The 21,399-nt window shown below is 69.8% G+C and carries 18 protein-coding genes and 2 pseudogenes; 8 read left to right on the top strand and 12 right to left on the bottom strand.

Annotated elements, in window-relative coordinates; genetic code table 11:
- A partial coding sequence (locus ABZ896_RS43780) for a LacI family DNA-binding transcriptional regulator (RefSeq protein ID WP_360941799.1) occupies positions 1-716 on the bottom strand: 716 nt, incomplete at its 3' end.
- A gap of 214 nt (positions 717-930) precedes the next feature.
- Positions 931-1,230, bottom strand: a complete 300-nt coding sequence (locus ABZ896_RS43775) for a hypothetical protein (RefSeq protein ID WP_360941796.1) — start codon at positions 1,228-1,230, stop codon at positions 931-933.
- A 695-nt stretch (positions 1,231-1,925) separates the two neighbouring features.
- On the opposite strand from ABZ896_RS43775, the gene ABZ896_RS43770 reads away from it, so the two are divergent.
- Together ABZ896_RS43770 and ABZ896_RS43765 are read left to right on the top strand one after the other, a co-directional pair.
- A complete protein-coding gene (locus tag ABZ896_RS43770) occupies positions 1,926-2,618 on the top strand; it encodes a response regulator transcription factor (RefSeq protein ID WP_360941793.1) in 693 nt (230 codons plus the stop codon).
- Positions 2,615-4,030, top strand: coding sequence for a HAMP domain-containing sensor histidine kinase (locus ABZ896_RS43765; protein ID WP_360941790.1), 1,416 nt, complete (start codon positions 2,615-2,617; stop codon positions 4,028-4,030). The genes ABZ896_RS43770 and ABZ896_RS43765 overlap by 4 nt, the downstream gene beginning before the upstream one ends.
- Positions 4,031-4,064: 34 nt before the next feature.
- On the opposite strand, the gene ABZ896_RS43760 is transcribed toward ABZ896_RS43765, so the two are convergent.
- Positions 4,065-6,215, bottom strand: coding sequence for an MMPL family transporter (locus tag ABZ896_RS43760; protein ID WP_360941787.1), 2,151 nt, complete (start codon positions 6,213-6,215; stop codon positions 4,065-4,067).
- 314 nt (positions 6,216-6,529) lie between these two features.
- Here ABZ896_RS43760 and ABZ896_RS43755 point away from each other — a divergent pair, with 314 nt between their 5' ends.
- Entirely contained in the window at positions 6,530-7,948 is a 1,419-nt protein-coding gene (locus tag ABZ896_RS43755; RefSeq protein WP_360941784.1) for an erythromycin esterase family protein, read from the top strand.
- Positions 7,949-7,978: 30 nt separating this feature from the next.
- The gene (locus ABZ896_RS43750) at positions 7,979-8,869 is read left to right on the top strand and encodes a TIGR03619 family F420-dependent LLM class oxidoreductase (protein WP_360941781.1); all 891 of its coding nucleotides are present in this window, start codon (positions 7,979-7,981) and stop codon (positions 8,867-8,869) included.
- A gap of 90 nt (positions 8,870-8,959) precedes the next feature.
- Here the strand turns inward: ABZ896_RS43750 and ABZ896_RS43745 are convergent, their stop codons facing one another.
- A complete protein-coding gene (locus tag ABZ896_RS43745; RefSeq protein WP_360941778.1) occupies positions 8,960-10,009 on the bottom strand; it encodes a methyltransferase in 1,050 nt (349 codons plus the stop codon).
- 146 nt (positions 10,010-10,155) lie between these two features.
- Here ABZ896_RS43745 and ABZ896_RS43740 point away from each other — a divergent pair, with 146 nt between their 5' ends.
- Positions 10,156-11,157, top strand: a complete 1,002-nt coding sequence (locus ABZ896_RS43740; protein WP_360941776.1) for a helix-turn-helix domain-containing protein — start codon at positions 10,156-10,158, stop codon at positions 11,155-11,157.
- Positions 11,158-11,216: 59 nt separating this feature from the next.
- On the opposite strand, the gene ABZ896_RS43735 is transcribed toward ABZ896_RS43740, so the two are convergent.
- Positions 11,217-11,348 carry a hypothetical protein gene (locus ABZ896_RS43735; protein WP_360941773.1) on the bottom strand — a complete coding sequence of 44 codons (132 nt, stop codon included), beginning with the start codon at positions 11,346-11,348 and terminating at the stop codon, positions 11,217-11,219.
- Positions 11,333-11,785, bottom strand: a complete 453-nt coding sequence (locus ABZ896_RS43730) for a hypothetical protein (RefSeq protein WP_360941770.1) — start codon at positions 11,783-11,785, stop codon at positions 11,333-11,335. The genes ABZ896_RS43735 and ABZ896_RS43730 overlap by 16 nt, the downstream gene beginning before the upstream one ends.
- A 166-nt stretch (positions 11,786-11,951) precedes the next feature.
- Between ABZ896_RS43730 and ABZ896_RS43725 the strand changes: the two are divergent.
- Positions 11,952-12,056: pseudogene (locus ABZ896_RS43725) on the top strand (IS5/IS1182 family transposase); the annotation flags it as partial.
- A gap of 51 nt (positions 12,057-12,107) precedes the next feature.
- Here ABZ896_RS43725 and ABZ896_RS43720 read toward each other — a convergent pair.
- Positions 12,108-12,485: a MerR family transcriptional regulator gene (locus ABZ896_RS43720; protein WP_360941767.1), complete on the bottom strand. Its 378-nt coding sequence runs from the start codon at positions 12,483-12,485 to the stop codon at positions 12,108-12,110.
- A 76-nt stretch (positions 12,486-12,561) separates the two neighbouring features.
- On the opposite strand from ABZ896_RS43720, the gene ABZ896_RS43715 reads away from it, so the two are divergent.
- Complete coding sequence (locus ABZ896_RS43715) at positions 12,562-13,290, top strand: SDR family oxidoreductase (RefSeq protein WP_360941764.1); 729 nt, start codon at positions 12,562-12,564, stop codon at positions 13,288-13,290.
- A 190-nt stretch (positions 13,291-13,480) separates the two neighbouring features.
- On the opposite strand, the gene ABZ896_RS43710 is transcribed toward ABZ896_RS43715, so the two are convergent.
- Complete coding sequence (locus ABZ896_RS43710; RefSeq protein WP_360941761.1) at positions 13,481-13,726, bottom strand: hypothetical protein; 246 nt, start codon at positions 13,724-13,726, stop codon at positions 13,481-13,483.
- Between the two features lie 366 nt (positions 13,727-14,092).
- Here ABZ896_RS43710 and ABZ896_RS43705 point away from each other — a divergent pair, with 366 nt between their 5' ends.
- The gene (locus ABZ896_RS43705) at positions 14,093-16,303 is read left to right on the top strand and encodes an MMPL family transporter (RefSeq protein ID WP_360941758.1); all 2,211 of its coding nucleotides are present in this window, start codon (positions 14,093-14,095) and stop codon (positions 16,301-16,303) included.
- A gap of 194 nt (positions 16,304-16,497) precedes the next feature.
- On the opposite strand, the gene ABZ896_RS43700 is transcribed toward ABZ896_RS43705, so the two are convergent.
- The 4 genes and pseudogenes from ABZ896_RS43700 to ABZ896_RS43685 all read right to left on the bottom strand — a co-directional run.
- Entirely contained in the window at positions 16,498-18,642 is a 2,145-nt protein-coding gene (locus ABZ896_RS43700; protein WP_360941802.1) for a SpoIIE family protein phosphatase, read from the bottom strand.
- A gap of 81 nt (positions 18,643-18,723) precedes the next feature.
- Positions 18,724-19,068 carry a DoxX family protein gene (locus tag ABZ896_RS43695; protein ID WP_360941755.1) on the bottom strand — a complete coding sequence of 115 codons (345 nt, stop codon included), beginning with the start codon at positions 19,066-19,068 and terminating at the stop codon, positions 18,724-18,726.
- Positions 19,065-21,032 (bottom strand): acetoacetate--CoA ligase, encoded by a 1,968-nt coding sequence (locus ABZ896_RS43690; protein WP_360941752.1) that lies wholly within the window; start codon positions 21,030-21,032, stop codon positions 19,065-19,067. The genes ABZ896_RS43695 and ABZ896_RS43690 overlap by 4 nt, the downstream gene beginning before the upstream one ends.
- Positions 21,029-21,399: pseudogene (locus ABZ896_RS43685) on the bottom strand (3-(3-hydroxyphenyl)propionate hydroxylase); the annotation flags it as partial. The pseudogene ABZ896_RS43685 and the gene ABZ896_RS43690, both read right to left, overlap by 4 nt.

The following is a 21,399-nucleotide window of genomic DNA, read 5'->3' as shown; positions in this document are numbered from 1 at the left end:
GCCGAGTCGCACTCCTTCGTGCTGCCCCACCAGTCCGGCCGGGGCGGCGCCACCAACGAGGCCGCCCACCAGCTCGCCCGCCAGCCCTCGACGCGGTCCTGCGTGGCGTACCACTCCTGCGGACCGGCGAGGTGATGGACGGTCTCGTGGCCGAGGTCCAAGAGGTGTTCGGTGGCCACGCGCGCCAGCGCGTGCGCTCCCACGCCGACGGTCAGCGTCCGGTCGGCGACGAACTCGGGCGCGGGGGGCGCTCCGATGAAGAGGACCGGGACGTCGACGCGGAGCGGCACGTCCCCCGTCACGACGGGCTCGGAGACCACGACTCCGTCCACGCCCTGCTCCACGAGCGACTCGACGGCCCGTGCGATGTCCTGCGGTGCGCCGTCCGGGGTGTTGACCACCCGGAGCGTGTATCCGGCATCCCGTACGGCCTGCGCGATGTGCACGAACAGGGAGGCGGTGCCGTATCCGGCGGTGCCCAGGGCGACGACGCCGATGGCGTGCGTCCGTCCGGAGGCCAGGGCCCGCGCCGCCTGGTTGCGCCGGTAACCGAGTTGCTCGGCGGCGGCGAGCACCCGCCCTCGAACCTCCTCGGAGACGTAGGGCTCGTCGTTGAACACCCGGGAGACCGTCTTGCGCGACACCCCCGCCACCCGCGCCACGTCCGCGCTGCGCGGCGCGGACGGCACCGCGGCACGCCCCGCTTCCGGCGTCATGAAGCCTCCCTCGACCGTGGCCCACAGCGCACCACGTCAGCGATATGACCGCGCGATCAGATCACGCGGCCCATATCTACGCAGTGGGCGTGGGCCTTCGTCAAGGGTTCGCACAGCACCGGTTCGCTCACCGGGGGTGCGAGGTGGCGGTGAGATCAGCCTCGGCGTGGAGGCGGTCTCCGGCCGGGGGCTGCGCATGGCGGTCCGGGATCTCTCACTCGGGGACCCGGCGGCCGAGCAGGAGACGGAGAATCGACTCCCGCCTTTTCCTTCCGTGTCTCCTTGCATGCCATTCGCTGCGAATGCCGAAGGTTTCCTTCTCTATCTGTTCGTCCTCCGAGGCGTCCACCCAGATGACACCCATCTCGTCGAGCACGCGGGGTGTGACATCGTCAGGGGCGAAGAAGTCGTCTGCCCTGAGCCGGTCCTGCTCCTTGAGCCGTGGGTTGTCGCTGAATTCGCCTTCGGCGATACGACCGACTCTGCCGTCTTCCGGCCATGTCGCGCGTTCCACCGGTACCGTCCCCATCTCCGCCGTGACAAGAGCGCGCCCAGATGACGACGGATACCTTCCGCTTGTCGAAGCGAGGGCTCAAGGCGTCTCACTCGATGCCAGTCGGCCACGGTGAGCGGAGCGCCTGCTCCGGCCGGGCGAGGCCGTCGTGGAGTCCGTACGTCTCCAAGTTCCCGGTAGGAACAGGGCCGTTGTCACTGCCGAGTGCGATCCTCCCCAGGAAAACCACCGACCGGTGACGCTGACCGGGCGCCGGCCGGCACACTTGCCGCGGCCGCGGTGACCAGGGCGGACAGCTGGTAGCGGCGCCCGCGAACGCCTTTCGGATCGGGCACCGGGCCCAAGAAACCGAACAGGACGACCGCGTCCGTCAGCGGGACCGTGCTGGTGCTGCGTCCCCCTCGCACAACGATCCCTGACTCCTACTGCCGACGGTTTCTCCTTACACGTCGACCGCGGAATCGACGAGCCGGCTCATGAAGTGAGCACAGCGGCCAGCAGCACGGTCACCAGGAGCACCGGGATCAATGACAGCAGCCGCAGGATGATGGGGGGCGGGCACGGGAACCATCTGGGGACGCCGAGCGCCCGTGGCCGGCGTAACAACGTGGTTCCCAGCGGCGATCTAATCCTGGCCTCAGGTTGTTCGGCGACAATGAGCCGCAAAAACATCGACTGGAAGGGGGCGGGCCGGCGTGCGGATCATGATCGCGGATGATGACCCGGCCATCCGTGATTCGCTGGAGCGGGTGCTCCAGGTCGAGGGTTACGACACCAGCACCGTCACCAACGGTTTCGCCGTGCTCGACGGGGTGGGTGGGGCCGGCGGTGACGCGCTGGACCTGCTGCTCCTCGACGTGATGATGCCCCGCCTCGGCGGGTTGGAGACGTGCCGGCGATTACGGGCCGCGGGTCAGGATCTGCCGGTGCTGATGCTGACCGCCCGTGACCAGGTCTCCGACCGGGTCGCGGGGCTGGACGCGGGCGCCGACGACTACCTGCCCAAGCCCTTCGCCACCGAGGAGTTACTGGCCCGGGTGCGGGCCCTGCTGCGCCGGCGCGCGCCGGCCGACGAGGAGTCGCAGATCCTGTCGTACGCCGACGTCCGGCTCGATCCCGACAGATTCGAGGCGTGGCGGGGCGAGCGACCGCTGCGCCTGACCCGGACCGAGTTCGCCCTCCTACAGGTCCTCGTGAGCAACGCGACGCGCGTCCTGACCCGCGACGCGCTGTTCGAGGCGATCTGGGGCTGGGGCGTGAGCTCCACCGCCAACAACCTCCAGGTGTACGTGAGTTACCTGCGCCGCAAGATGGAGGCCGAGGGGGAGCCGCGACTGATCTACACGCTGCGCGGCCTGGGATACACATTGCGGGAGACTCCCCCGTGAGCGGGTCCGCCGGCCGGGAACCGCGCCGGCTGACCCGATGGTGGCGCCGGCGCTCCCTGCGGACCAGGCTGACGGTGATCGCGGCGACGGCCATCGCCTTCAGCGTGTTCGTGGCCTTCCAGGTGGCCAGCGAGCTAATGGGCTGGGAGCTGCAGAGGACCGCCGAGAACCAGCTGCGCGCCGACTCCCGCGTCCTGGCGACGAACGCGGAGCGCGCCGGTCTGACGCAGCTCCAGCTACCGCCGTATCCCGGATCCGGTCGGCTGGTGCGGGTCATCCTGCCCGACGGCTCGATCCGGACGCCGGCCGGCCAACCCGCGCTGCCCCCGGTCAGCGAGCACGCCGAGCGCGTGGCGCGGGGCGCGTCGGCCGACCTGATGGAGTCGAACGACAGCGAGGAGGGCTACATCGTCTACACGCTGCGGGCGGGCGACGGCGCGGTCCAGGTGGCCCAACTCGCCGACGACAGCCCGATCAACCGGTTCGGGTTCGGCATGCTGCTGATCGGGCTGCTCTGCGTGGCCGGCGGCGGCCTTGTCGGGCGGACCGTGGCACGGGCCGGCCTTGCACCGATCGACCGGCTGACCGCCGCCGCGGTACGTGTCGCGCACACCCGGGATCTGGACGCCGACATCCCGGACGAGGGCGGTGGGGAGATCCGGCGGCTGATCCAGTCGATCAACGACATGCTCGCCGCGCTCCGGGACTCCCGGCGGGCCCAGCGGCTGCTCGCCGAGGACGCCGCCCACGAGCTCAAGACCCCGCTCACCAGCCTGCGCCTCAACGTCGAGCTGCTGATCCGGCTCGATCGGCGCGGCACCCTGGACACCGCACTGCCGGCGGAGAGCCGGACCCGGCTGCTCAACGATCTCGGCGCCCAGGTGACCGAGTTGAGCACCCTTGCCGCCGAGCTGACCGACCTGGCACGCGGTGACGTCAGCGACGAGAGCACCGAGGTGCTCGACCTCGCCGACGTGGTGGCGGCCGCCACGGCCCGGGCGCGTGCCCGCGTGCCCGACGTCGAGGTCGCGCTCGACGTGACCTCGGTGTGGGTGAGCGGGCGTCCCGCCGCGCTGGAGCGGGCGGTGCTCAACCTCATCGACAACGCCGGCAAGTGGTCGCCCGCGGACCAGCCGGTCCAGGTCCGGCTCCGTACCGAGGGGGCGTCGGCGGTGCTGGAGGTCGACGACGCCGGGCCGGGCATCGACACCGCCGACGTACCGCGGGTGTTCGACCGGTTCTACCGTGCCGACAGCGCCCGGGCGTTGCCGGGATCCGGTCTGGGCCTTTCGATCGTGCAGCGGGTCGTCGACGCCCACGGCGGCCGGGCCGGCGTCGCCCGCTCCGCACGCGGTGGCGCGCTGCTCCGGGTCGACCTTCCGGCCCATGAAAAAGATCCGGGACGGGCCTGAACCCCCGTCCCGGATCTCGTCCGTGCCGCCGCGCTCACCGTTGCAGCGCGGGCTCTTCGTCGTCGGCGAGCAGCTGTCGACCGTCCGGCAGTTCCGCCACCGGACGGGACAGTCGGCTCGGCCACCACATCCGCCGGCCGATCAGCAAGGTGAGGGCGGGCACCAGGACCGACCGCACCAGCAGGGCGTCGAGCAGCACCCCGAAGGCAACCAGGAACCCGACCTCGACCAGCATCACCAGCGGAAGTGTGGCGAGGACCGCGAACGTGGCCGCCAGGACCAGGCCTGCCGAGGTGATGACGCCGCCGGTGGCGGAGAGGGCTTTGAGCATGCCCTCCCTGGTGCCGAGTCGCGCCGTCTCCTCCCGGGCCCGGCTGGCCAGGAAGATGTTGTAGTCGACGCCGAGCGCCACCAGGAACAGGAAGGCCAGCAGCGGCACCGAAGAGTCGACACCCTTGAACCCGAGGATCGTGTCGAAGACGAACACGCTGCCCCCGAAGGCCGCGGCGAACGAGACGATCACGGTGGCCATCAGGACCAGCGGGGCCACGATCGCGCGCAGCAGCAGCCCGAGGACGATCAGGACGACGACGAGCACCAGCGGGATCACCAGCTTCTCGTCGCGGCTGGTGGTCGCCTCGGTGTCGAGGTTCTCCGCACTCGGCCCGCCGACGATCGCCTCCGCCCCGCTCACCGCGTGCACGGCGGTACGCACCCGCTTGATCGTGTCGTACTCCGCGGCAGTGTCCGGCGCGTCCTTCGGGAACACGGAGATGTTGGCCCAGCCACCGCTGGTCTGCTCCGGGACGGCCAGGGCCACACCACGAGTGTCCTTTACGATGTCGAGCACCCGCTCCCGGTGCGCCGGGCGCGTGAAGACCGTCATCGGCTGGCCGCCCAGCTCCGGGAAGTGCTGGCGCAGAACGGTGAAACCGGTGACCGACTCCGGCGCGGACAGGAACTGGTCCTGCTCCCGCAGGGCGCCGGTGTTGCCCGCCACCCCGAGGGCGAGCACGCCGAGGACCCCGAGCGAGCCGAGCGTCGCCAGCCACCGGCGGCGGCCGATGGCGGCGCCGAGCCGTCCCCACAGCCCCGGCTTCTCCCGCACGGCCGTGCTGAACCGTGGGATGGCCGGCCAGAAGATCCGCCTGCCGAGCACCACGAGCACGGCCGGGAACAGCGTCAGCATGGCCACCAGCGCGCACAGGATGCCGGCCGCACCGATCGGGCCCAGCCCGCTGGTGCTGTTCAGGTCCGCGACGAGCAGACAGAGCAGGCCGGCGACCACGGTGGCCGCGGACGCGACGATGGCCGGCGCCGCGCCGCGCAGCGCGTGGACCATCGCGACCCGGACGTTCTCGTGGTGGTGCAGTGCCTCCCGGTATCGAGCGATGAGCAACAGCGCGTAGTCCGTGCCGACGCCGAACACCAGGATCGTCAGCAGCGCCGAGTTCTGGTCGTTGACCACGATGCCGAAGCCCTTGACGAGCAGGTAGACGGTCCCCATCGAGGTCAGTGCGGCCGCGCCCACGGCCAGCAGCGGGATCATCCACAACACCGGGCTGCGGTAGGTGAGGATGAGCAGGAGCGTGACGACGACGATGGTGGTGAGGAGGACCTGCACGTCGATGCCGTCGAAGACGGCGTCCATGTCGCCGTCGATCGCGCCCGGGCCGGTCACGTCGAGTTCCAGGCCGGAGGGGCGGTCCTTCGCGGCGTCACGCAATGGGCCGACGATCTCCTCCGGTGCGCCGTAGGCCGTGCTCACGTCGAGGGTGAACATCATCGCCTTGCGGTCGGTGGAGGGACTCGTCGGTGAGCCGTCGTCATCCTCGCCGGCCGCCGCCGTCGCCTTCGGCGGGTACCGCTTGGCAAGGGTGTCGTAGTGGCGCTGGACCGTCGCGCGGTCGGCGTCGGTCATGCCGCCGGCGCGGTGGTACACGAAGACGAACGTGTTGCTGTCACCGCCGGGGAGCCTGTCGTCCAGCACCGCCACCTTGGTGGACTCGGCGCCGGCCGGCAGGGTGTCCACGGCGCTGTCGGTGGTGACCGAGCTCAGCTTTCCGCTCAGCGGCACCATGGCCGCCGCCAGCACCAGCCACAAGCCGATCACTAACCACGGCACCCACCGGCCGGCCAACCGACCGGCCGGCGCTTCCCCGGACGGCGCTGCGTCGACTGCCATCTCTAGCCTCCTGCATAGGGGTTGCATCGCTTCTCTGGATGCCGAATTCCTACTGAGCGAAGCTGAGACGACTGTTAATGCAGTGCTCAGACCGGTGGGCCGAACCAGGTGCCCAGCGCACGCACCAGCGTGGTGGCGTCGAGGTCCACCCGGTCCGTGCGGGCGGTGACGGTGATCACCGGGCGTGACGGGACCCAGGAGGTCGCCGCACGGCCTACGGGGGTGTCCCGAGTCCCGGGGTAGTGCCTGCGGTACCGCGGGATGGGCAGCACATGGGTTGGTGATCGACTCTGTGCGCACGGAAATCTAAGGGCATGACGCGGCGCACGGCAGTAATCATCCCCTCGGTCCTCCTCTCCCTCAGCGCGCTGACGGTCGCCACGCCCGCCACGGCGCTCGGCTTACCGACCCCGGCCTCGAAGGCATCCGCCTCCTGGCAGCGCGGCGAGAGCGTGGTGGCCGGCATCGACCGCAGCTCCCACCCCCTGCGGACCGCGAACCCCACGGGCAGCCTGCGCGACCTCGACGCGCTGGGCCGCATGCTCAAGGGCACCGAGGTGGTGGGGCTGGGTGAAGCCACCCACGGTTCGCGGGACTTCTTCCGCATGAAGCACCGGGTCTTCCGCTATCTGGTCGAGGAGAAGGGCTTCAGGACCTTCAGCCTGGAACTCCCCTGGAGCAGCGGTGTGCGGATCGACGAGTACGTGGTGCAGGGCAAGGGCAACCTCAAGGACATCGCCCGCGAGGAGTTCCAGGGTTCCTACCGGATCTGGAACAACCAGGACTACATCGACCTGATCACGTGGATGCGCGACTACAACCTCCACCACCGCGGCGACCCGGTCCGTTTCATGGGCGACGACATGGGCTATGCCGGCCCGGAACTGTACGCACGGGTCATCGACCACGTATCCCGGAAGTACCCGCAACTGCTGAAGCGGGTAACCGAGTTGTACCGCGGTCTGGCCCCGACCACCGACGCCGGCACCTACTACGCGCAGTACCTCCGGCTACCGCTGGCCGAGCGCCAGGAGCGGGCCGAGCGGACCCGGAAGGTCTACGACCTCCTGCGCGCACAACACCCCGGCCCCGCTGACAAGCAGGACCATCTGTGGATGACACAGCACGCCCTGGCCATCCATCAGATGGCCAGGGGCTTCGCCTTCGACCTCGGCGACGAGGACCAGATCGCCCAGATGATGAAACTCCGCGACCAGGTGATGGCCGAGAACGTGGAGTGGTGGCTCCGGCACACCGGGAACAGGATTCTGCTGTCGGCCCACAACACCCACGTGTCCTACGACTCGTTCGACACGCGGTACCCCAAGACCCAGGGCTCCTTTCTCCGCGACGCGCTGGGCAGCCGCTACGCCAGCATCGGCTTCTCGTTCTACAAGGGTTCCTTCAAGGCGTTCGGCGCCGACGACAACGTAATGCGCAGTTACCACGTGGACGGCGCGAAGCCGGGCTCCAACGAACAGACCCTGGACAAGGCCCGCCGGGACGACTACATCCTCGACCTGCGCACGGCCCCCGAACCGGTGCGCACCTGGCTGGACAAGGAGCGTGCCACCTGGAACATCGGCGCCGGATGGCCCGACCCCGTGGAATACACGGCCGCACTCGGCAAAGCCCACGACATCCTGATTCACCTGCACGACATCCAGGCCACGACATACCTCGCGGATGCCGGGCCACGTCAGTTCAGTACTCGGCGCTCACCTTCGGCATGACCGCACTCATTTAATTCCCGGAGGATCACTTTGAAGCTTGGTTTCGGAATTCCCGCCGTAGGGCCCGCCGTCGGCAGCGCTCACGGCCTGAGCGCCTTCTGCCGTTGGATCGAAGACCTCGGTTACGACTCGCTGTGGGTGGCCGATCGGCTGGTCACGCCGGTCGCACCGCACACGCCGTACCCCGGCGAGCAGCAGCCGTTCCCCCCGGAGATGACCCGCTCCCTCGATCCCCTGTTGCTCTGGACCGTGGCCGCGACAGCGACCAGTCGGGTACGGCTGAACGCCAGCACGCTCAACACGTTCTATTACGAGCCACCGCACCTCGCCCGGCTTCTCACCACGCTTGATGTGCTCAGTGAAGGCCGCCTCGAAGTCGGCGTGGGGCTGGGGTGGATGAAGGACGAGCACGATATCGCCCGCAGCGCGGACTGGCATCAGCGCGGCAGGATTCTCGACGACCTGCTGGCATTCCTGCAGGCGTGGTGGACGACCAATCCGGTGACCTGGGAAAGCCCCTTCTTCACCCTGCCGCCGACCCACGCCGACCTGCGCCCGGTCCAGGCCGGCGGGCCGCCCGTCTGGATCGGCGGTGCCAGCGCTGCCGCGATGCGCCGGGTCGGCCGCAGTGGCGTCGGCTGGCTCGCGTTCGAGGGGCTGCCGGACGACGTGATGGATGCTTGGTGGTCGATAGCGCGCCGCGCGGCCGAAGACGCGGGCCGCGATCCCGACGCGCTGAAGACAGCCATGCGCATCAACCTCGAACCGGACACATCCGTCGACTCGCTCGCCGCCAAGCTCACACGCCTTGCCGAGTCGGGTACGGACGAGGCGTTCGTGGACGCTTTCGCCGCGTTTCCCACCCTCGACCAAACCCTGGACTTCGCCGACCGACTGATCGCGTGCACCGGTCGGCTGTGACCACTGCGACGGGGACGAAGGACGAAATTGGCGGCCATCATCAGCCGGGGTGAGCCACCGGGCCGCTCCCCTCGCCAGTCGCCTGCTGGATCAGACGGCGACGAGTTCCAGGCCGAAGTAGCCGTTACCCACGGGGTATGTCTTCGACCGGCGCCATCCCGAGGCCGCGAACAGTGCGTCGAACTCGGCCAGGTCGCGTTCCATGCCGTTCGTCGTGGTGAGCATGGCCATGTCCGACAGGGTGGCCAGGTCGGGCTTGCCGATCTCGCCGACGACCATCTCGACGACCACCGCGCGCCCTCCCTCGCGCACGGCGGACCGGCAGTTGCGCAGGATGGTCGTGCACTGGTCGTCGTCCCAGTCGTGCAGGATCGTCTTCACCAGGTAGAGGTCGGCCGGGGGAACCTCCACGAAGAAGTCGCCGCCCACCGCGGAGAAACGGCCAGACAGACCGCGCTTGTCGGCCTCGCCACGGGCGGCCTCGACGACGTGCGGCAGGTCGAGGACCTGCCCGCTCAGCCCGGGGTCGGCCTCCAGCAGCGCCAGGACGAAGTCACCGTTCGAACCGCCGACGTCGACGACGGTGGACACACCGGCCGTGGACACGGCGGCCACGGCGCCCTGCGTCACCAGGCCCGACAGGTCTCCCATCGCCTGGGCGAAGAGGGCCGCTTCCTCGGCGTTCTCCGGCTGCGCGTAGTACTCGAAGATCTCCATCCCCAGCGCCTTCCTGGTCTGGGTCCTGCCTTCCCGCACGGCCTCGGAGAAGGTCGCATAGGACTGCCAGAGCGCCTGGCCGGTCTGGGCCAGCACCAGGGAGCGCATGGAGCCGGGAACCCCGGAACGCAGCAGGCGGCCCCGGCCGGTGAGACCGAAACGACGGTCCCCCTCGTAGCTCAGCAGGCCGATCGAGGAGGCCGCGCGCATCAGACGGTACGTGGCCTGCGGATGACTGCCCTCGCGCTCGGCCACCTCCTCGGCCGTCATCCCTCCGTCGGAGAGGTGGTCGGCGATGTGCAGCGCCGCTATGCCCCTCAGCACCTGGGCGCGGACGAGGCCGATCAGCAGGTCGAAGACAGCGGCGCCATCGGCGGCCGGATCGCTCGACGGAACGTCGGTGCCCAGATTGGTGTCAGACATGACAGCTAGAACCCTTCAGTACTCACCACGCGTTGCGACATCGTTGTCCGCGTTGCTCACCCTAGGGAGACCGCGGCGGCGTGGGCTTGTACGACAGCGCCACCCTGATGGAACGTCAGTGCCGGGCGATGCGGGGAGGCGTTGAGATGAACGACACGGGACACACGGAACCTCAGCCCGAGGGACCGGCACCGGGAAGGAAGTTCTTCGTCGATACGACGGCCCCGGCTGCCGCAACTACCGCGCAGAACGGCTTCGACGTCTTCCGGCGTGCGTGGGAGTCGCAGATCGGCGAGGCTCTCCCGCTGCCGCCCTGGGAGCCGGTCGGATCGGGTGAGTTCCGGGTCCGGGTTTCCGCGTCCAAGGTGCACGACACGGTGATCTCGGGCGTCCACGGCGAGTTGATGGCCGGCGGCACCCGGGGCGCCTCCCACCACCTCGAGGACCGGGTCCTGGTGCATGTGATGGGACGCGGCGAGTGGCGCTTCGTCTCTCCGCGCAACCGGGACGAGACCGCCGTAGCGGCCGGGCAGTTCATCGTGCGCCACAACGGCCCTCCGGCCCGCTTCGAGGTGGCACCGCATTCGACCGCGAAGGTACTGATCCTGCCGGCCACACCGCTCAGTCCGCTGATCCGCGACCGGGCAACCGTCGGCCCGGCGGACTCGCCCGAGCTACGACTGCTCATGGCGCACACCGAGATGGTCGAGGCGACGCTCGACGACCTGACCCCCGCCGGTGCACGGGCCGCCCGCAACTCCCTGCTCGAACTGGTCAAAGGGGTGCTCATGCAGACGTTCGACGACACCGAGCCCCTGCTGGCCCCCGCGCTGGCCCAGGCGGCCAGGGAGATCGCGGACAGCCGCCTCACCGACCCCGACCTCTCCCCCGCGACTCTGGCCCGCGAACTCCGGGTCTCCGTACGGACGTTGTACCGGGCCTTCGCCGAGACCGACGACTCGGTGGCCTCGTACATCCGCCGCAGACGCCTGGAGCAGTCCCGCCTCGAACTGACGGCACCGGGTACCCGCCCGAGCGTCTCGGAAATAGCCGCGCACTGGCAGTTCGCCGACAGCAGCCACTTCGTCCGCGCCTTCAAGAAGGAGTACGGCCAGACACCCGCCGATTACGCCCGCAGCCAGAAGTGACCTGCGGATCGGGAACTACTTCAGGCGGTCCGGCCCGGAACCGTCGCCGGCAGCGTGACCTATTCGGTGAACGCGGTGAAGGACAGCGCCTGGTCGAACCGCCCGGCGGCGAGATCGTCGCGGCGGATCAGGAACCGCGCCCGATAGACGTCCTCCGGCGCGAACTGGGCCGGCGTCACCCACTCCCGCATGACCCGCAGGGTTTCCCGTTCCAGATGCCCGTCCTTCCCACCCCGTCCGATGACCGGTTGCCCGGCCTGCCTCCGCGCTTCGAGGTTCCGCTCGGCCATCTCGACCTCCGGGTGTGCCACATGTGATCGGTGGCCGGCGCGCCGATGCCCCTGGTGTAGCCGCCGAGTTGGAAAGTGGGGCAGTTCTCCGGCCACAGCTTCCCGGCGAGATCGCGAAGCTGCGCTCTGTGCGGTAACCGGAGGCCCAAGTGGTCGTCGTCCGGCATGGACGCGCTCGGCGTACCCATCTCGTCGTCCTCCAGCCGGCTCGGCAGCTCCGCCGTCACCGCGGCGGCGAGTTGGTGCTCCTCGCCCACGAAGGACAGCGTCGTGTTGTAGAAGACCTCGTCGGGGTGATCGGGTTCCTCGGCGGTCACCACCGGGGTGCCGGCCGGCACGTACACGACCGCGCGTACGCCATCTCATGGAAGCGCCGCACAGTCGAAGGAGGCGATGAGCGGCAGCGGCATCGAGCCGCAGGCCGGCCACGGCATCCCCTCGGGCAGCCGGGGCAGTCCGCCCATCTGCCCGACGGGCACACCGTCGTAGCCGGGGCTCGTCCCGATCGCGAAGCCGCTGATCTCACTGTCGAGGGTGAGCCCGCAGGGCGGCGGAACGCCGGATACACCTGAGGAGGCACTGTTCGCAGCCATCATCTACGTCCTGGTCGAACACCGAGAGTCGCGTCAGATCGCCGATGAGACATCTGGCCGGCCGCGCCTACGGGTGCGTGTCCGTGATCGCGATGACCTTGTCGAGGTGGTCCAGGGTGGCCTGCAGGTCGTCGATCTTGGCCTGGATGCGCTCGCGCTCGGCACGCAGCATGGCTCGTTGCCCGGCGTCGGTGTGCCCGGAGTCCCAGCACGGCAGGAGTTCGGCGATCCTTCGGCTGGTCAGGCCGACGGCGAACATCTGCTGGAAGAAGCGGACCAGTTGGATGGCGTCCTGCCGGTACAGGCGCTGGCCGGACGGGCTGCGCTCCGCGATGAGCAGCCCTTGCTGCTCGTAGTAGCGCACGGCGCGCACGGAGACGCCGGCGCCTCGAGCCACCTCGCCGATGCGGATCAACCGCTCGGCCGCGGCCGCTGGGACAGTCATGGTGGTTCCTCTCCCCCCGGGTCCTGACGACCAGCACTTGCCTCTGACGCCAGCGTCAGGTTTTAGCGTACCGGCCATGGACATCAACAACTCCGTCGCCCTTGTCACCGGAGCCAACCGCGGCCTGGGCCGCGCCTTCACCCAGCGCCTGCTCGAACGGGGCGCCCGCACGGTCTACGCCACGGCCCGCCGACCGGAGACCGTGGACCTGCCCGGGGTCAAGGTGCTGCCCCTCGACATCACCGATCCCGCATCCGTGAGGGCCGCGGCCGAGGCCGCCCCCGACGTCTCGCTGCTCATCAACAACGCGGGAATCAGTACGGGGACCGACCTGGTGACCGGTTCGCTGGACGCGGTGCGGCACGAGCTGGAGACCAACATGTTCGGCCACCTGGGAATGATCCGGGAGTTCGCGCCGGTGCTCGCCCGGAACGGCGGGGGCGCGATCGTCAACGTCCTCTCCGCCATGTCGTGGTTCGGGGGCCAGGGCGCGGGTGCCTACCACCTCACCAAGGCCGCCGCCTGGGCCATGACCAACGGCGTCCGCCTGGAGCTCGCGGACCAGGGCACGCTCGTCACAGCGGTACACCTCGGCCTGGCCGACACGGACATGGCGGCGGGCTGGCCCGTGGACAAGATCGCCCCGTCGGACCTGGCCGACGCCGCGCTCGACGGTGTCGAGGCGGGCTCGGCCGAGGTCCTCGCCGACCAGTGGAGCCGGGACGTCAAGTCACGTCTACCGCTGACACCGGAAGAGTTCAACGCCGCGATGGACCGCGCTCTGGCAGCGCTGATGGCGGCCTGAGAGACCCCTCGGGCCGGACGGAACCACCCTGCGTCAGTGCACATCCCGTGCACGTTTTCGTGGGGACTTCCGGGAAGCCGCAGGTGGGCGCGGTGCGGCCGCTGGGCAGTGCACATCGAGTGCACACTGACGGGCCATAGCTCCAACCGACTGTGCCGTTCCCGCTGCCTGATCATGGCCCGCTCCTTCCTCAATTCTTTGCTGATGTCGTCTCAGACAGACGTATTCGCTCGGCGCGGGTCAGCAGGGCCTCTGGCGGCAGCCCAGGTGGAGCCGGGATGCCGAACAGCTCCTCGAAGGAGGCCGGCTCGTTCTCCCAGTCCACCTCGCCCAATGGGTCCACGTCCTCACCCAGGTCAGAGATCAACTTCCGTATCGCCGTCAGTTCACCGTTCCTGGTTTCGTCCGCCGTCGCATGGGAGGTCTCACCGACCACAACGTACGAATGTGGCGGGCGGTCTCAACCGCCGTCATCGCGGCGGAGATCGCCTTGCCGCCGGCGCTCCTCATTCCCATCACGCCAACTGATCACCTTCTCGGGCTTTACGGTCGGTACCTACCTCGCCTTCTCCGTCTCGTGACACACACGTTCATCGCCCGTACCGCCCACGCAATGCCGGCATGACGCTTACAGCTCTTCCGCCGCAGGGTCAAAATCCGCGGGCCCCATCGGTTTCGAGTCGAACAGCAGCACTGATCGCCCCATGGCGCGCGCCCACTCCAAATGCATGTAACGATGCTGCTTTCATCTACTTTGAGGGATTCATCAGAGTATCCATGACGCAATGATCCGGAGTGAGCCATGGCCACCCTTCTCTACCGCCTGGGGAAACTCGCCTTCCGCCGCCGCAGAGTCGTCCTCGCCCTCTGGGCCGTGGTGATCGCCGCAGTCGTGGCAGGTCTCGGCGTCGCCGGTGAGGACACCGACGACACGTTCACGATCCCCGGCTCGGAGTCCCAGCAGGCCCTCGACACCTTGGGGCGGGTGTATCCGGCGGCCGGTGGAACCAGCGCGCAGATCGTCTTCACCGCTCCTGAGGGGGAAAAGGTCACCGCGCAGAAGTACCAGGCGGGCATCGCCGCGACCCTCAAGGAGGCCGCCGGCGCCCCGCAGGTGACCGCGGTCCTCTCGCCCGAGCAGACTCGGGCCGTGTCCAAGGACGGCCGCTCCGCCCTCGCCCAGATCCAGTACACCGTCTCGAACGCCGACATCAAGGACGGCTCCCTGGACGCCCTTGAGGACACGGTCTCCCCCGCCGAGAAGGCCGGGCTCACCGTGCAGGTGGGCGGTCAGGCCTACAACAGCACCGGTGTCGACATCAGCGCCAAGGAGGTCGTCGGTGTCGTCATCGCCCTGATCATCCTGGTGATCACGTTCGGCTCGCTGCTCGCGGCCGGGATGCCGGTGCTCACCGCCGTCATCGGCGTCGTCATCGGCGCCGGTGGACTGCTCCTCGTGAGCCACCTGACCGCGATCTCCTCCACGGCGCTGACCCTCACCGTCATGCTGGGCCTCGCAGTCGGCATCGACTACACGCTGTTCATCCTGTCGCGCCATCGGGACCAACTGAAGGCCGGTATGGCCACCGACGAGTCGGCGGCCCGCGCGATCGGCACCTCCGGCAGCGCGGTCGCCTTCGCCGCGCTCACCGTGATCATCGCCATGGTCGGACTCTCCGTCGTCGGTATCCCCTTCCTGACCGCGATGGGGCTCGCCGGCGCGGGGGGCGTGGCGATCGCCGCGCTCGTCGCCCTCACCCTGCTCCCCGCGCTGCTCGGATTCGCGGGCGACCGGCTCAGGCCCAGGGCGAAGAAGACGCCCACGCCCGGCGACCGAACCGCACCGAAGCAGACGCTCGGCGCCCAGTGGGTGCGTACGGTGACCCGCGTCCCCGCCCTCACCGTCGCCCTCGTCACCGCCGGGCTCCTGGTCGTCGCCTGGCCCGCCCGCGACCTGCAACTCGCCCTGCCCGACAACGGCAGCGCCGCGAAAGGCACCACCCAGCGCGAGACCTACGACACCATCACTGAGGAGTTCGGTCCCGGCCTCAACGGCCCGCTGCTCATCCTCATGAAGACCGGCGACGCCAAGGCGTCCTCCGCCACGCAGCTGACCGCCAAACTAAATACAGTGCGCAAAGAGCTGGCCGCCACCAAGGGCGTCTCCCTCGCCTCGGCGGCCCAGCAACTCGACTCCGAGTACGCGCTGCTGACCGTGGTGCCGACCACCGGCTCCGGGGACGAGGCCACCAGCCACCTGGTCAAGGCACTGCGGGACAAGGAGTCCTCGATCCGGTCCCAGACCGGGATCTCGCTCCAGGTCACCGGCCAGACCGCGGTCAACGTCGACGTGTCGCAGAAGCTCAGCGACTCTCTGCTGACCTTCGCCGTCGTGGTCGTGGGCCTGTGCCTGCTGATCCTGCTGATCGTCTTCCGTTCCCTCGTGGTCCCGGTCAAGGCGACGGTCGGGTTCCTGCTCTCGGTCGCCGCTTCCTTCGGCGCCGTGGTCGCGGTCTTCCAGTGGGGCTGGGCCTCGGACCTCATCGACGTCGCGAGGACCGGGCCGGTCGTGTCCTTCCTGCCGATCATCCTCATGGCCGTCCTCTTCGGACTCGCCATGGACTACGAGGTGTTCGTCGTCTCCAGCATCCACGAGGAGTACGCCCATGGCGGCGACGCCCGCCGGGCCGTCCTGCGGGGATCGCCCCTGGCGTTCCGGGTGGTCACCGCCGCCGCGCTCATCATGGTGGCGGTCTTCGCGGGCTTCGTCACGATGCAGGACGCCATCGTGAAACCAATCGCCTTCGCCCTGGCCTTCGGGGTTCTGGTCGACGCCTTCCTCATCCGGATGACGTTCGTGCCCGCAGTGCTCATGTGGGTCGGTCGTGGCGGTTGGTGGCTGCCGAGCCGACTGCGGAAAATCCTGCCGAACGTGGACATCGAAGGACGCGATCTGCCCAAGCCGGCGGCACAAGCGAGCGAGACGTATGCCACTGCCCACCAACGCGACTGACACCACCGGGAGCAGGGGAACGCGTCCGGGGCCTGTCGAGCCCAGCCGTCACGCAGGCCCCGGACGTCCGTGCGGGCCACCCTGACCTCGGAGGGGGGGAAGAGGCCGTGTGCTACGGCGACCCGCGGGGAGCCAGGGGAAGGCACCCACCACCCTCACAGGGGATGCCCACGCCCGGCTGGCTCGGCTCGCCGTCAGAGATGGGACGGCGCGCCGAAGCCCTCCAATAATTGCACGTTATCGGGTAGGTATGGAAATCCGGCATGACCGCTCCCGCTCAACTCGGCCCAGACCGTCTTGCCCTGCCTGGCGTGGCGGGTCCCCCAGTGTTCGGCGAGCTGGGCGACGAGGAGGAGACCGCGCCCGCCCTCGTCGAAGGTGCGGGCCCGGCGCAGATGGGGAGTGGTGCTGCCGGCGTCGGACACCTCGCACAGGAGCCCCCGGTCATGGATGAGCCGCAACCGGATGGGGGGCCGACCGTAACGGACGGCGTTGGTGACGAGTTCGCTGATCACGAGCTCAGCGGTGAAGTCGAGTTCCTCCAGTCCCCACTCGGTCAGCTGGCGCACGGCGCTCGAACGCGCTCCAGAAACGGCTGCCGGGTCGGCGTCCACGTCCCACGCGGCGACCTGGCTGTCCCCGAGGGTGCGGGTGCGGGCGAGCAGCAGGGCCACGTCGTCATGGGGCCGGCCGGCGGGCAGCAGGGTGTGGAGCACGGTGTCGCAGGCTGCCTCCAGCGAGGCGGCGGGTTGCGCGAGAGCGTGACGCAGGAGGGTGAGGCCTGCCTCTACGTCCTGATCGCGCGCCTCGATCAGGCCGTCGGTGTACAGGGCGAGCAGGCTGCCTTCGGGCAGGTCGACCTCGGCCGCCTCGAAGGGCAGGCCGCCCAGACCCAGTGGTGGCCCGGGCGGCAGTTCGAGGAGGTCGACGGCGCCGTCGCGGCTCACCACGACGGGGAGCACGTGGCCCGCCCGTGCCAGGGAGCATCGGCCGCCCACGGGGTCGTACACGGCGTACAGGCAGGTGGCACCGATGTCCCCGGCCGTCTCCTGCGTGTCCGGGTCCGCCGAAGCTTCGGCGGACAGGCGGATGACGACGTCGTCCAGGTGCGTCAGCAGCTCGTCGGGCGGCAGGTCGATGTCCGCGAGAGTGCGGACCGCGGTCCGCAGACGTCCCATGGTGGCGGCGGCGTGGATGCCGTGGCCGACCACGTCGCCGACCACCAGGGCGACCCGCGCCCCTGACAGTGGGATCACGTCGTACCAGTCGCCGCCGACACCGACCCGGGTGCCGGCGGGCAGGTAGCGGCAGGCGACCTCGACGGCCGACTGCTCCGCCGTACGCCGAGGGAGCAGGCTGCGCTGCAAGGTGAGCGCGGTGGCGCGGGCGTGTGTGTAGCGACGGGCGTTGTCTACGGCCATCGCAGCCCGGGCCGAGATTTCCTGGGCGAGGAGGAGATCCTCGTCGTCGAAGAGTTCATGGCGGCCGGGAGTCCGGTGACGGGAGAACCGGGCGACGCCGAGGGTCGTGCCTCGCGCGCTCAGCGGCACCACCAGCAGCGCCCGGTCTGCGTCCGCGTACCGGGAGGGCAGGCCGGTGGCCAGGGCACGCTCCGAGGGGGATCCCACGGGGCAGGTATGGAGTTCCTGCATCTCGATCACGGGGTCAGAGGCACCTTCCGCCACCGTCCCCTGGGCCATCCTGCGCAGTACGGGCGGGCCCGCTGCGACCGTGTCGTGCTCGTGGACCACGGAGTCCAGCAGGTCGACGGTCACGGAGTCGGCGATGCGGCCGAGGGCGAGGTCGGCCAGCTCCTGAGTGGTGCGAGCGATGTCCAGCGTGGTTCCGATGCGCAGACCGGCCTGGTTGACCACGGACAGTCGCCACTGCAGTCGACGCTCACGTTCCTCCTGAAAGGCCAGGACGCCCTGCTCGGAGGCGCGGTCGACATACCCGGTGGCCATCTCGATCATTCGGCGCGACGTCGCGCCGATCAGTTCGACGTCGTCGGTCAGTCGCGGTATTTCCGCGAGGAGTCTGTCGAGGACCACGCCCTGACCCAGCCGGTGCGCCCGCAGCAGCGCGGTGACGGGCACGCCGTGCTGTGCCAGTTGACGTGCGCGTTCCACCTCGGCCGGCGGTGGTTCGATGTCGCCCGGCTCGATGCCGAGTTCCAGTCCCGTCAGCACGCCGACAACGTGCTCCGCGATGTTCTCGGAGGTCATCCGGGCGAGGTCCGGAGCGGCCCAGAGTTCTGGAACCTCACGCCGCAGACACAGCGCCACCTCCGCGATCAGCTCGCCCGCTCTCGGTGCGAGCTCACGCGCAACACGGGCCATGAGGCCATCGGCCGTGGCGTCCACACTGTCGACGGTACGCCGCGCGGCAGGCCCGAGTCATCGGCGGCCCTTCGGCGGACGTCAGCCCACGGAGATCGTCGCCCCGGCGTATGCCAGCGCCGCGACGGCGAGTACGACGGCGGGCAGCGCGCGCACCGGCGGGTCGCCGTGCCGCAGGTGGGCCCCCGCGGCCGCGGCCATCAGCAGCGCCAGCCCGATCGCGGCCGCCGCCCCGAGCGGACCCGCGACCAGTCCGATGAACAGCCCGATGACCCCGGCGACCTCCAGGGCGCCGACCACGCGGTAGAGCCCGACCGACATGCCCAGATGGGCTGCCGCCTCCCGCATGAACGGCAGCGCCAGCAGCTTCGCCAGTCCCAACGGCAGGAAAACCAGGGCCAGTACGACGACGAGTACGGTCCTCACGCCCCGCCCCTGCCCTTGCGTCGCTCCGCGCCGAGCCCGGCGAAGTAGTCGATGAGCTCGGGAGAGTCCACCGTGGCCGGGTTCACCACCTGCTCGACCGGGGCGCCCTGGAGCAGCCGTTTGACCGGGACCTCCAGCTTCTTGCCGGTGCGGGTGTGCGGGATGCCCGGTACTTCGAGGATCTCGTCGGGTACGTGCCGCGGTGAGGCGTTGGTGCGGATGGCGTCGCGGATGCGGTCGCGCAGGGCGTCGTCCAGTTCCACACCGGCCGCCGGGACCACGAACAGCGGCATCCAGTAGCCGCCGTCGGGTTCCTCCGCGCCGATGACCAGCGCCTCGGCGATCTCCGGGAGGCGTTCGACGACGTCGTGGATGTCGGCGCTGCCGAGGCGGACCCCGTTGCGGTTGAGGGTGGAGTCGGAGCGGCCGTGGATGATCACCGAGCCGTGTTCGGTGACCGTGATCCAGTCGCCGTGCCGCCACACGCCCGGGTAGGAGGCGAAGTAGGCGTCGCGGTAGCGGGTGCCGTCGGGGTCGTTCCAGAAGTACAGCGGCATGGACGGCATGGGCCGGGTGACGACCAGCTCGCCGACCTGCCCGACGACCGGCATGCCCTCGGCGTCGTACGCGGCCAGCGCCACGCCGAGGTGGGGTGCGGACAACTCCCCCGCCCAGACAGGGGTGTTGGGCGCGCTGCCCGCGAACCCGGAGACCACGTCCGTGCCGCCGCTGATGGAGGCGAGCAGCGCCCGCTCCCCCACGTGCTGGCGAACCCAGGGATACGCGGAGGCGGGCAGGGCGGAGCCGGTGCAGCCGACGACGCGGATGGACGAGAGGTCGTGTGCGGACGGGTCGATGCCGAACTTGGCCATGCCCAGCAGGTATTGGGGGCTGGTGCCGAAGACGGTGACCCGGTGGCGGGCGGCCAGTTCCCACAGCATGTCGAGCTGGGCGAAGGGGGCCGGGCTGCCGTCGTACGTGCAGGTCGTGGCGCCCGTCAGGAGCGTGGAGGCGACCAGGTTCCACATCATCCAGTGCGTGGTGGTGTACCAGAGGAGGCGGTCGCCGGGGCCCAGGTCCGAATGGAGGCCGAGGGTCTTGAGGTGCTCCAGGAGGACTCCGCCGTGGCCGTGGACGATGCCTTTGGGCAGCCCGGTGGTGCCGGAGGAGAAGACGACCCACAGCGGGTGGTCGAACGGCACCGGCACACAGGCGAGTTCCTCGGTTCGGCCGGCCGCGTCCTCCCAGGGGAGCACCAGTGAGGGGTAGTTGGCCGTAAGGCCGGGCAGTCCGACGTGGTCGACCAGCACGGTCGCTTTCAACGTCGGGAGTGTGCGGGCGAGTTCGAGGGTCGCTTCGCGGCGGTCGTGGGTGGTGCCGTTGAAGAGGTAGCCGTCGGCGGCGATCAGGACGGTGGGTTCGAGCTGGGCGAAGCGGTCGGCGGCGGCCCGCGGCGCGTAGTCCTGTCCGCAGACCGACCAGACGGCGCCCAGGCTCGCGGCGGCGAGGAACGCGACGATCGCGTGCGGGGTGTTGGGCAGATAGCCGACGACCCGGTCGCCCTGGCCGACGCCCAGTTCGCGCAGGGTCGCGGCGACCGAGGCGACCTGGGAGCGCAGCCGACCGCCGGTCACGCCGTACGCGGATCCGGTCTCGTCGAGGGCGAGGATCGCCACGTCGTCGTCGCCGACCTTGCGCAGGGCGTGGTGGGCGTAGTTGAGGGTGGCGCCGGGGAACCAGCGGGCGCCGGGCATCCGCTCCTCCTCCAGCACCCGCTCGTACGGTGTGTCCGCGTCGACGTCGAAGTACTCCCACACCGCGCTCCAGAAGCCCTCCAGGTCGGTGACCGACCAGCGGTGCAGGGCCGCGTAGTCGTCGGGGGCGATGCCCTGGCGCCGGGCGAACTCCGCGATACGGCTGGCGGCCGCCGTCTGCGGGTCGGGGGTGTAGAAGGGCGTGGTCATCGCGTCGTACTCCTCAACAGGCTTTTCGAGGGGGCCTGTTCGCAGGGAACAGGGCTTCGGGTGGTGTGCAGCAGGGACGCCCAGGCGGCGGTCGAGGTGAAGTCACGGCCGCCCGCCGGAACCACGTCCATGACGACCCGGTCGGGCCGCAACAGGACCGCGTCCGCGCGCCCGGCCCGCAACCAGGCGGCGAGCGTGCCATCGTCACCGAGCTCCGTCACCGGGACCACACGGACACCGAGACCGTGGGCGAGCGCGGTCAGCGAGGGACCGGGTGCGGTGGCGGTGAGTACGGCGAAGGAGTCGCCGAGCGCTTCGTCGAGGCGGGTGCGTCGTCCGCCGGGGCTCACCCACGGTTGCGGGCAGT

This window comes from Streptomyces sp. NPDC047072 (genome assembly GCF_040643855.1).
GTDB lineage: Bacteria > Actinomycetota > Actinomycetes > Streptomycetales > Streptomycetaceae > Streptomyces.
This window is presented reverse-complemented; position numbering and strand designations above follow the sequence as displayed.

Bases quoted from the DNA above. Each gene is read 5' to 3' on its own strand.
- ABZ896_RS43760 (WP_360941787.1), bottom strand. From the start codon at position 6,215: ATGGCAGTCGACGCAGCGCCGTCCGGGGAAGCGCCGGCCGGTCGGTTG.
- ABZ896_RS43755 (WP_360941784.1), top strand. From the start codon at position 6,530: ATGACGCGGCGCACGGCAGTAATCATCCCCTCGGTCCTCCTCTCCCTC.
- ABZ896_RS43745 (WP_360941778.1), bottom strand. From the start codon at position 10,009: ATGTCTGACACCAATCTGGGCACCGACGTTCCGTCGAGCGATCCGGCC.
- ABZ896_RS43740 (WP_360941776.1), top strand. From the start codon at position 10,156: ATGAACGACACGGGACACACGGAACCTCAGCCCGAGGGACCGGCACCG.
- ABZ896_RS43735 (WP_360941773.1), bottom strand. From the start codon at position 11,348: ATGCGGGAGTGGGTGACGCCGGCCCAGTTCGCGCCGGAGGACGTCTAT.
- ABZ896_RS43720 (WP_360941767.1), bottom strand. From the start codon at position 12,485: ATGACTGTCCCAGCGGCCGCGGCCGAGCGGTTGATCCGCATCGGCGAG.
- ABZ896_RS43715 (WP_360941764.1), top strand. From the start codon at position 12,562: ATGGACATCAACAACTCCGTCGCCCTTGTCACCGGAGCCAACCGCGGC.
- ABZ896_RS43705 (WP_360941758.1), top strand. From the start codon at position 14,093: ATGGCCACCCTTCTCTACCGCCTGGGGAAACTCGCCTTCCGCCGCCGC.
- ABZ896_RS43700 (WP_360941802.1), bottom strand. From the start codon at position 18,642: ATGGCCCGTGTTGCGCGTGAGCTCGCACCGAGAGCGGGCGAGCTGATC.
- ABZ896_RS43690 (WP_360941752.1), bottom strand. From the start codon at position 21,032: ATGACCACGCCCTTCTACACCCCCGACCCGCAGACGGCGGCCGCCAGC.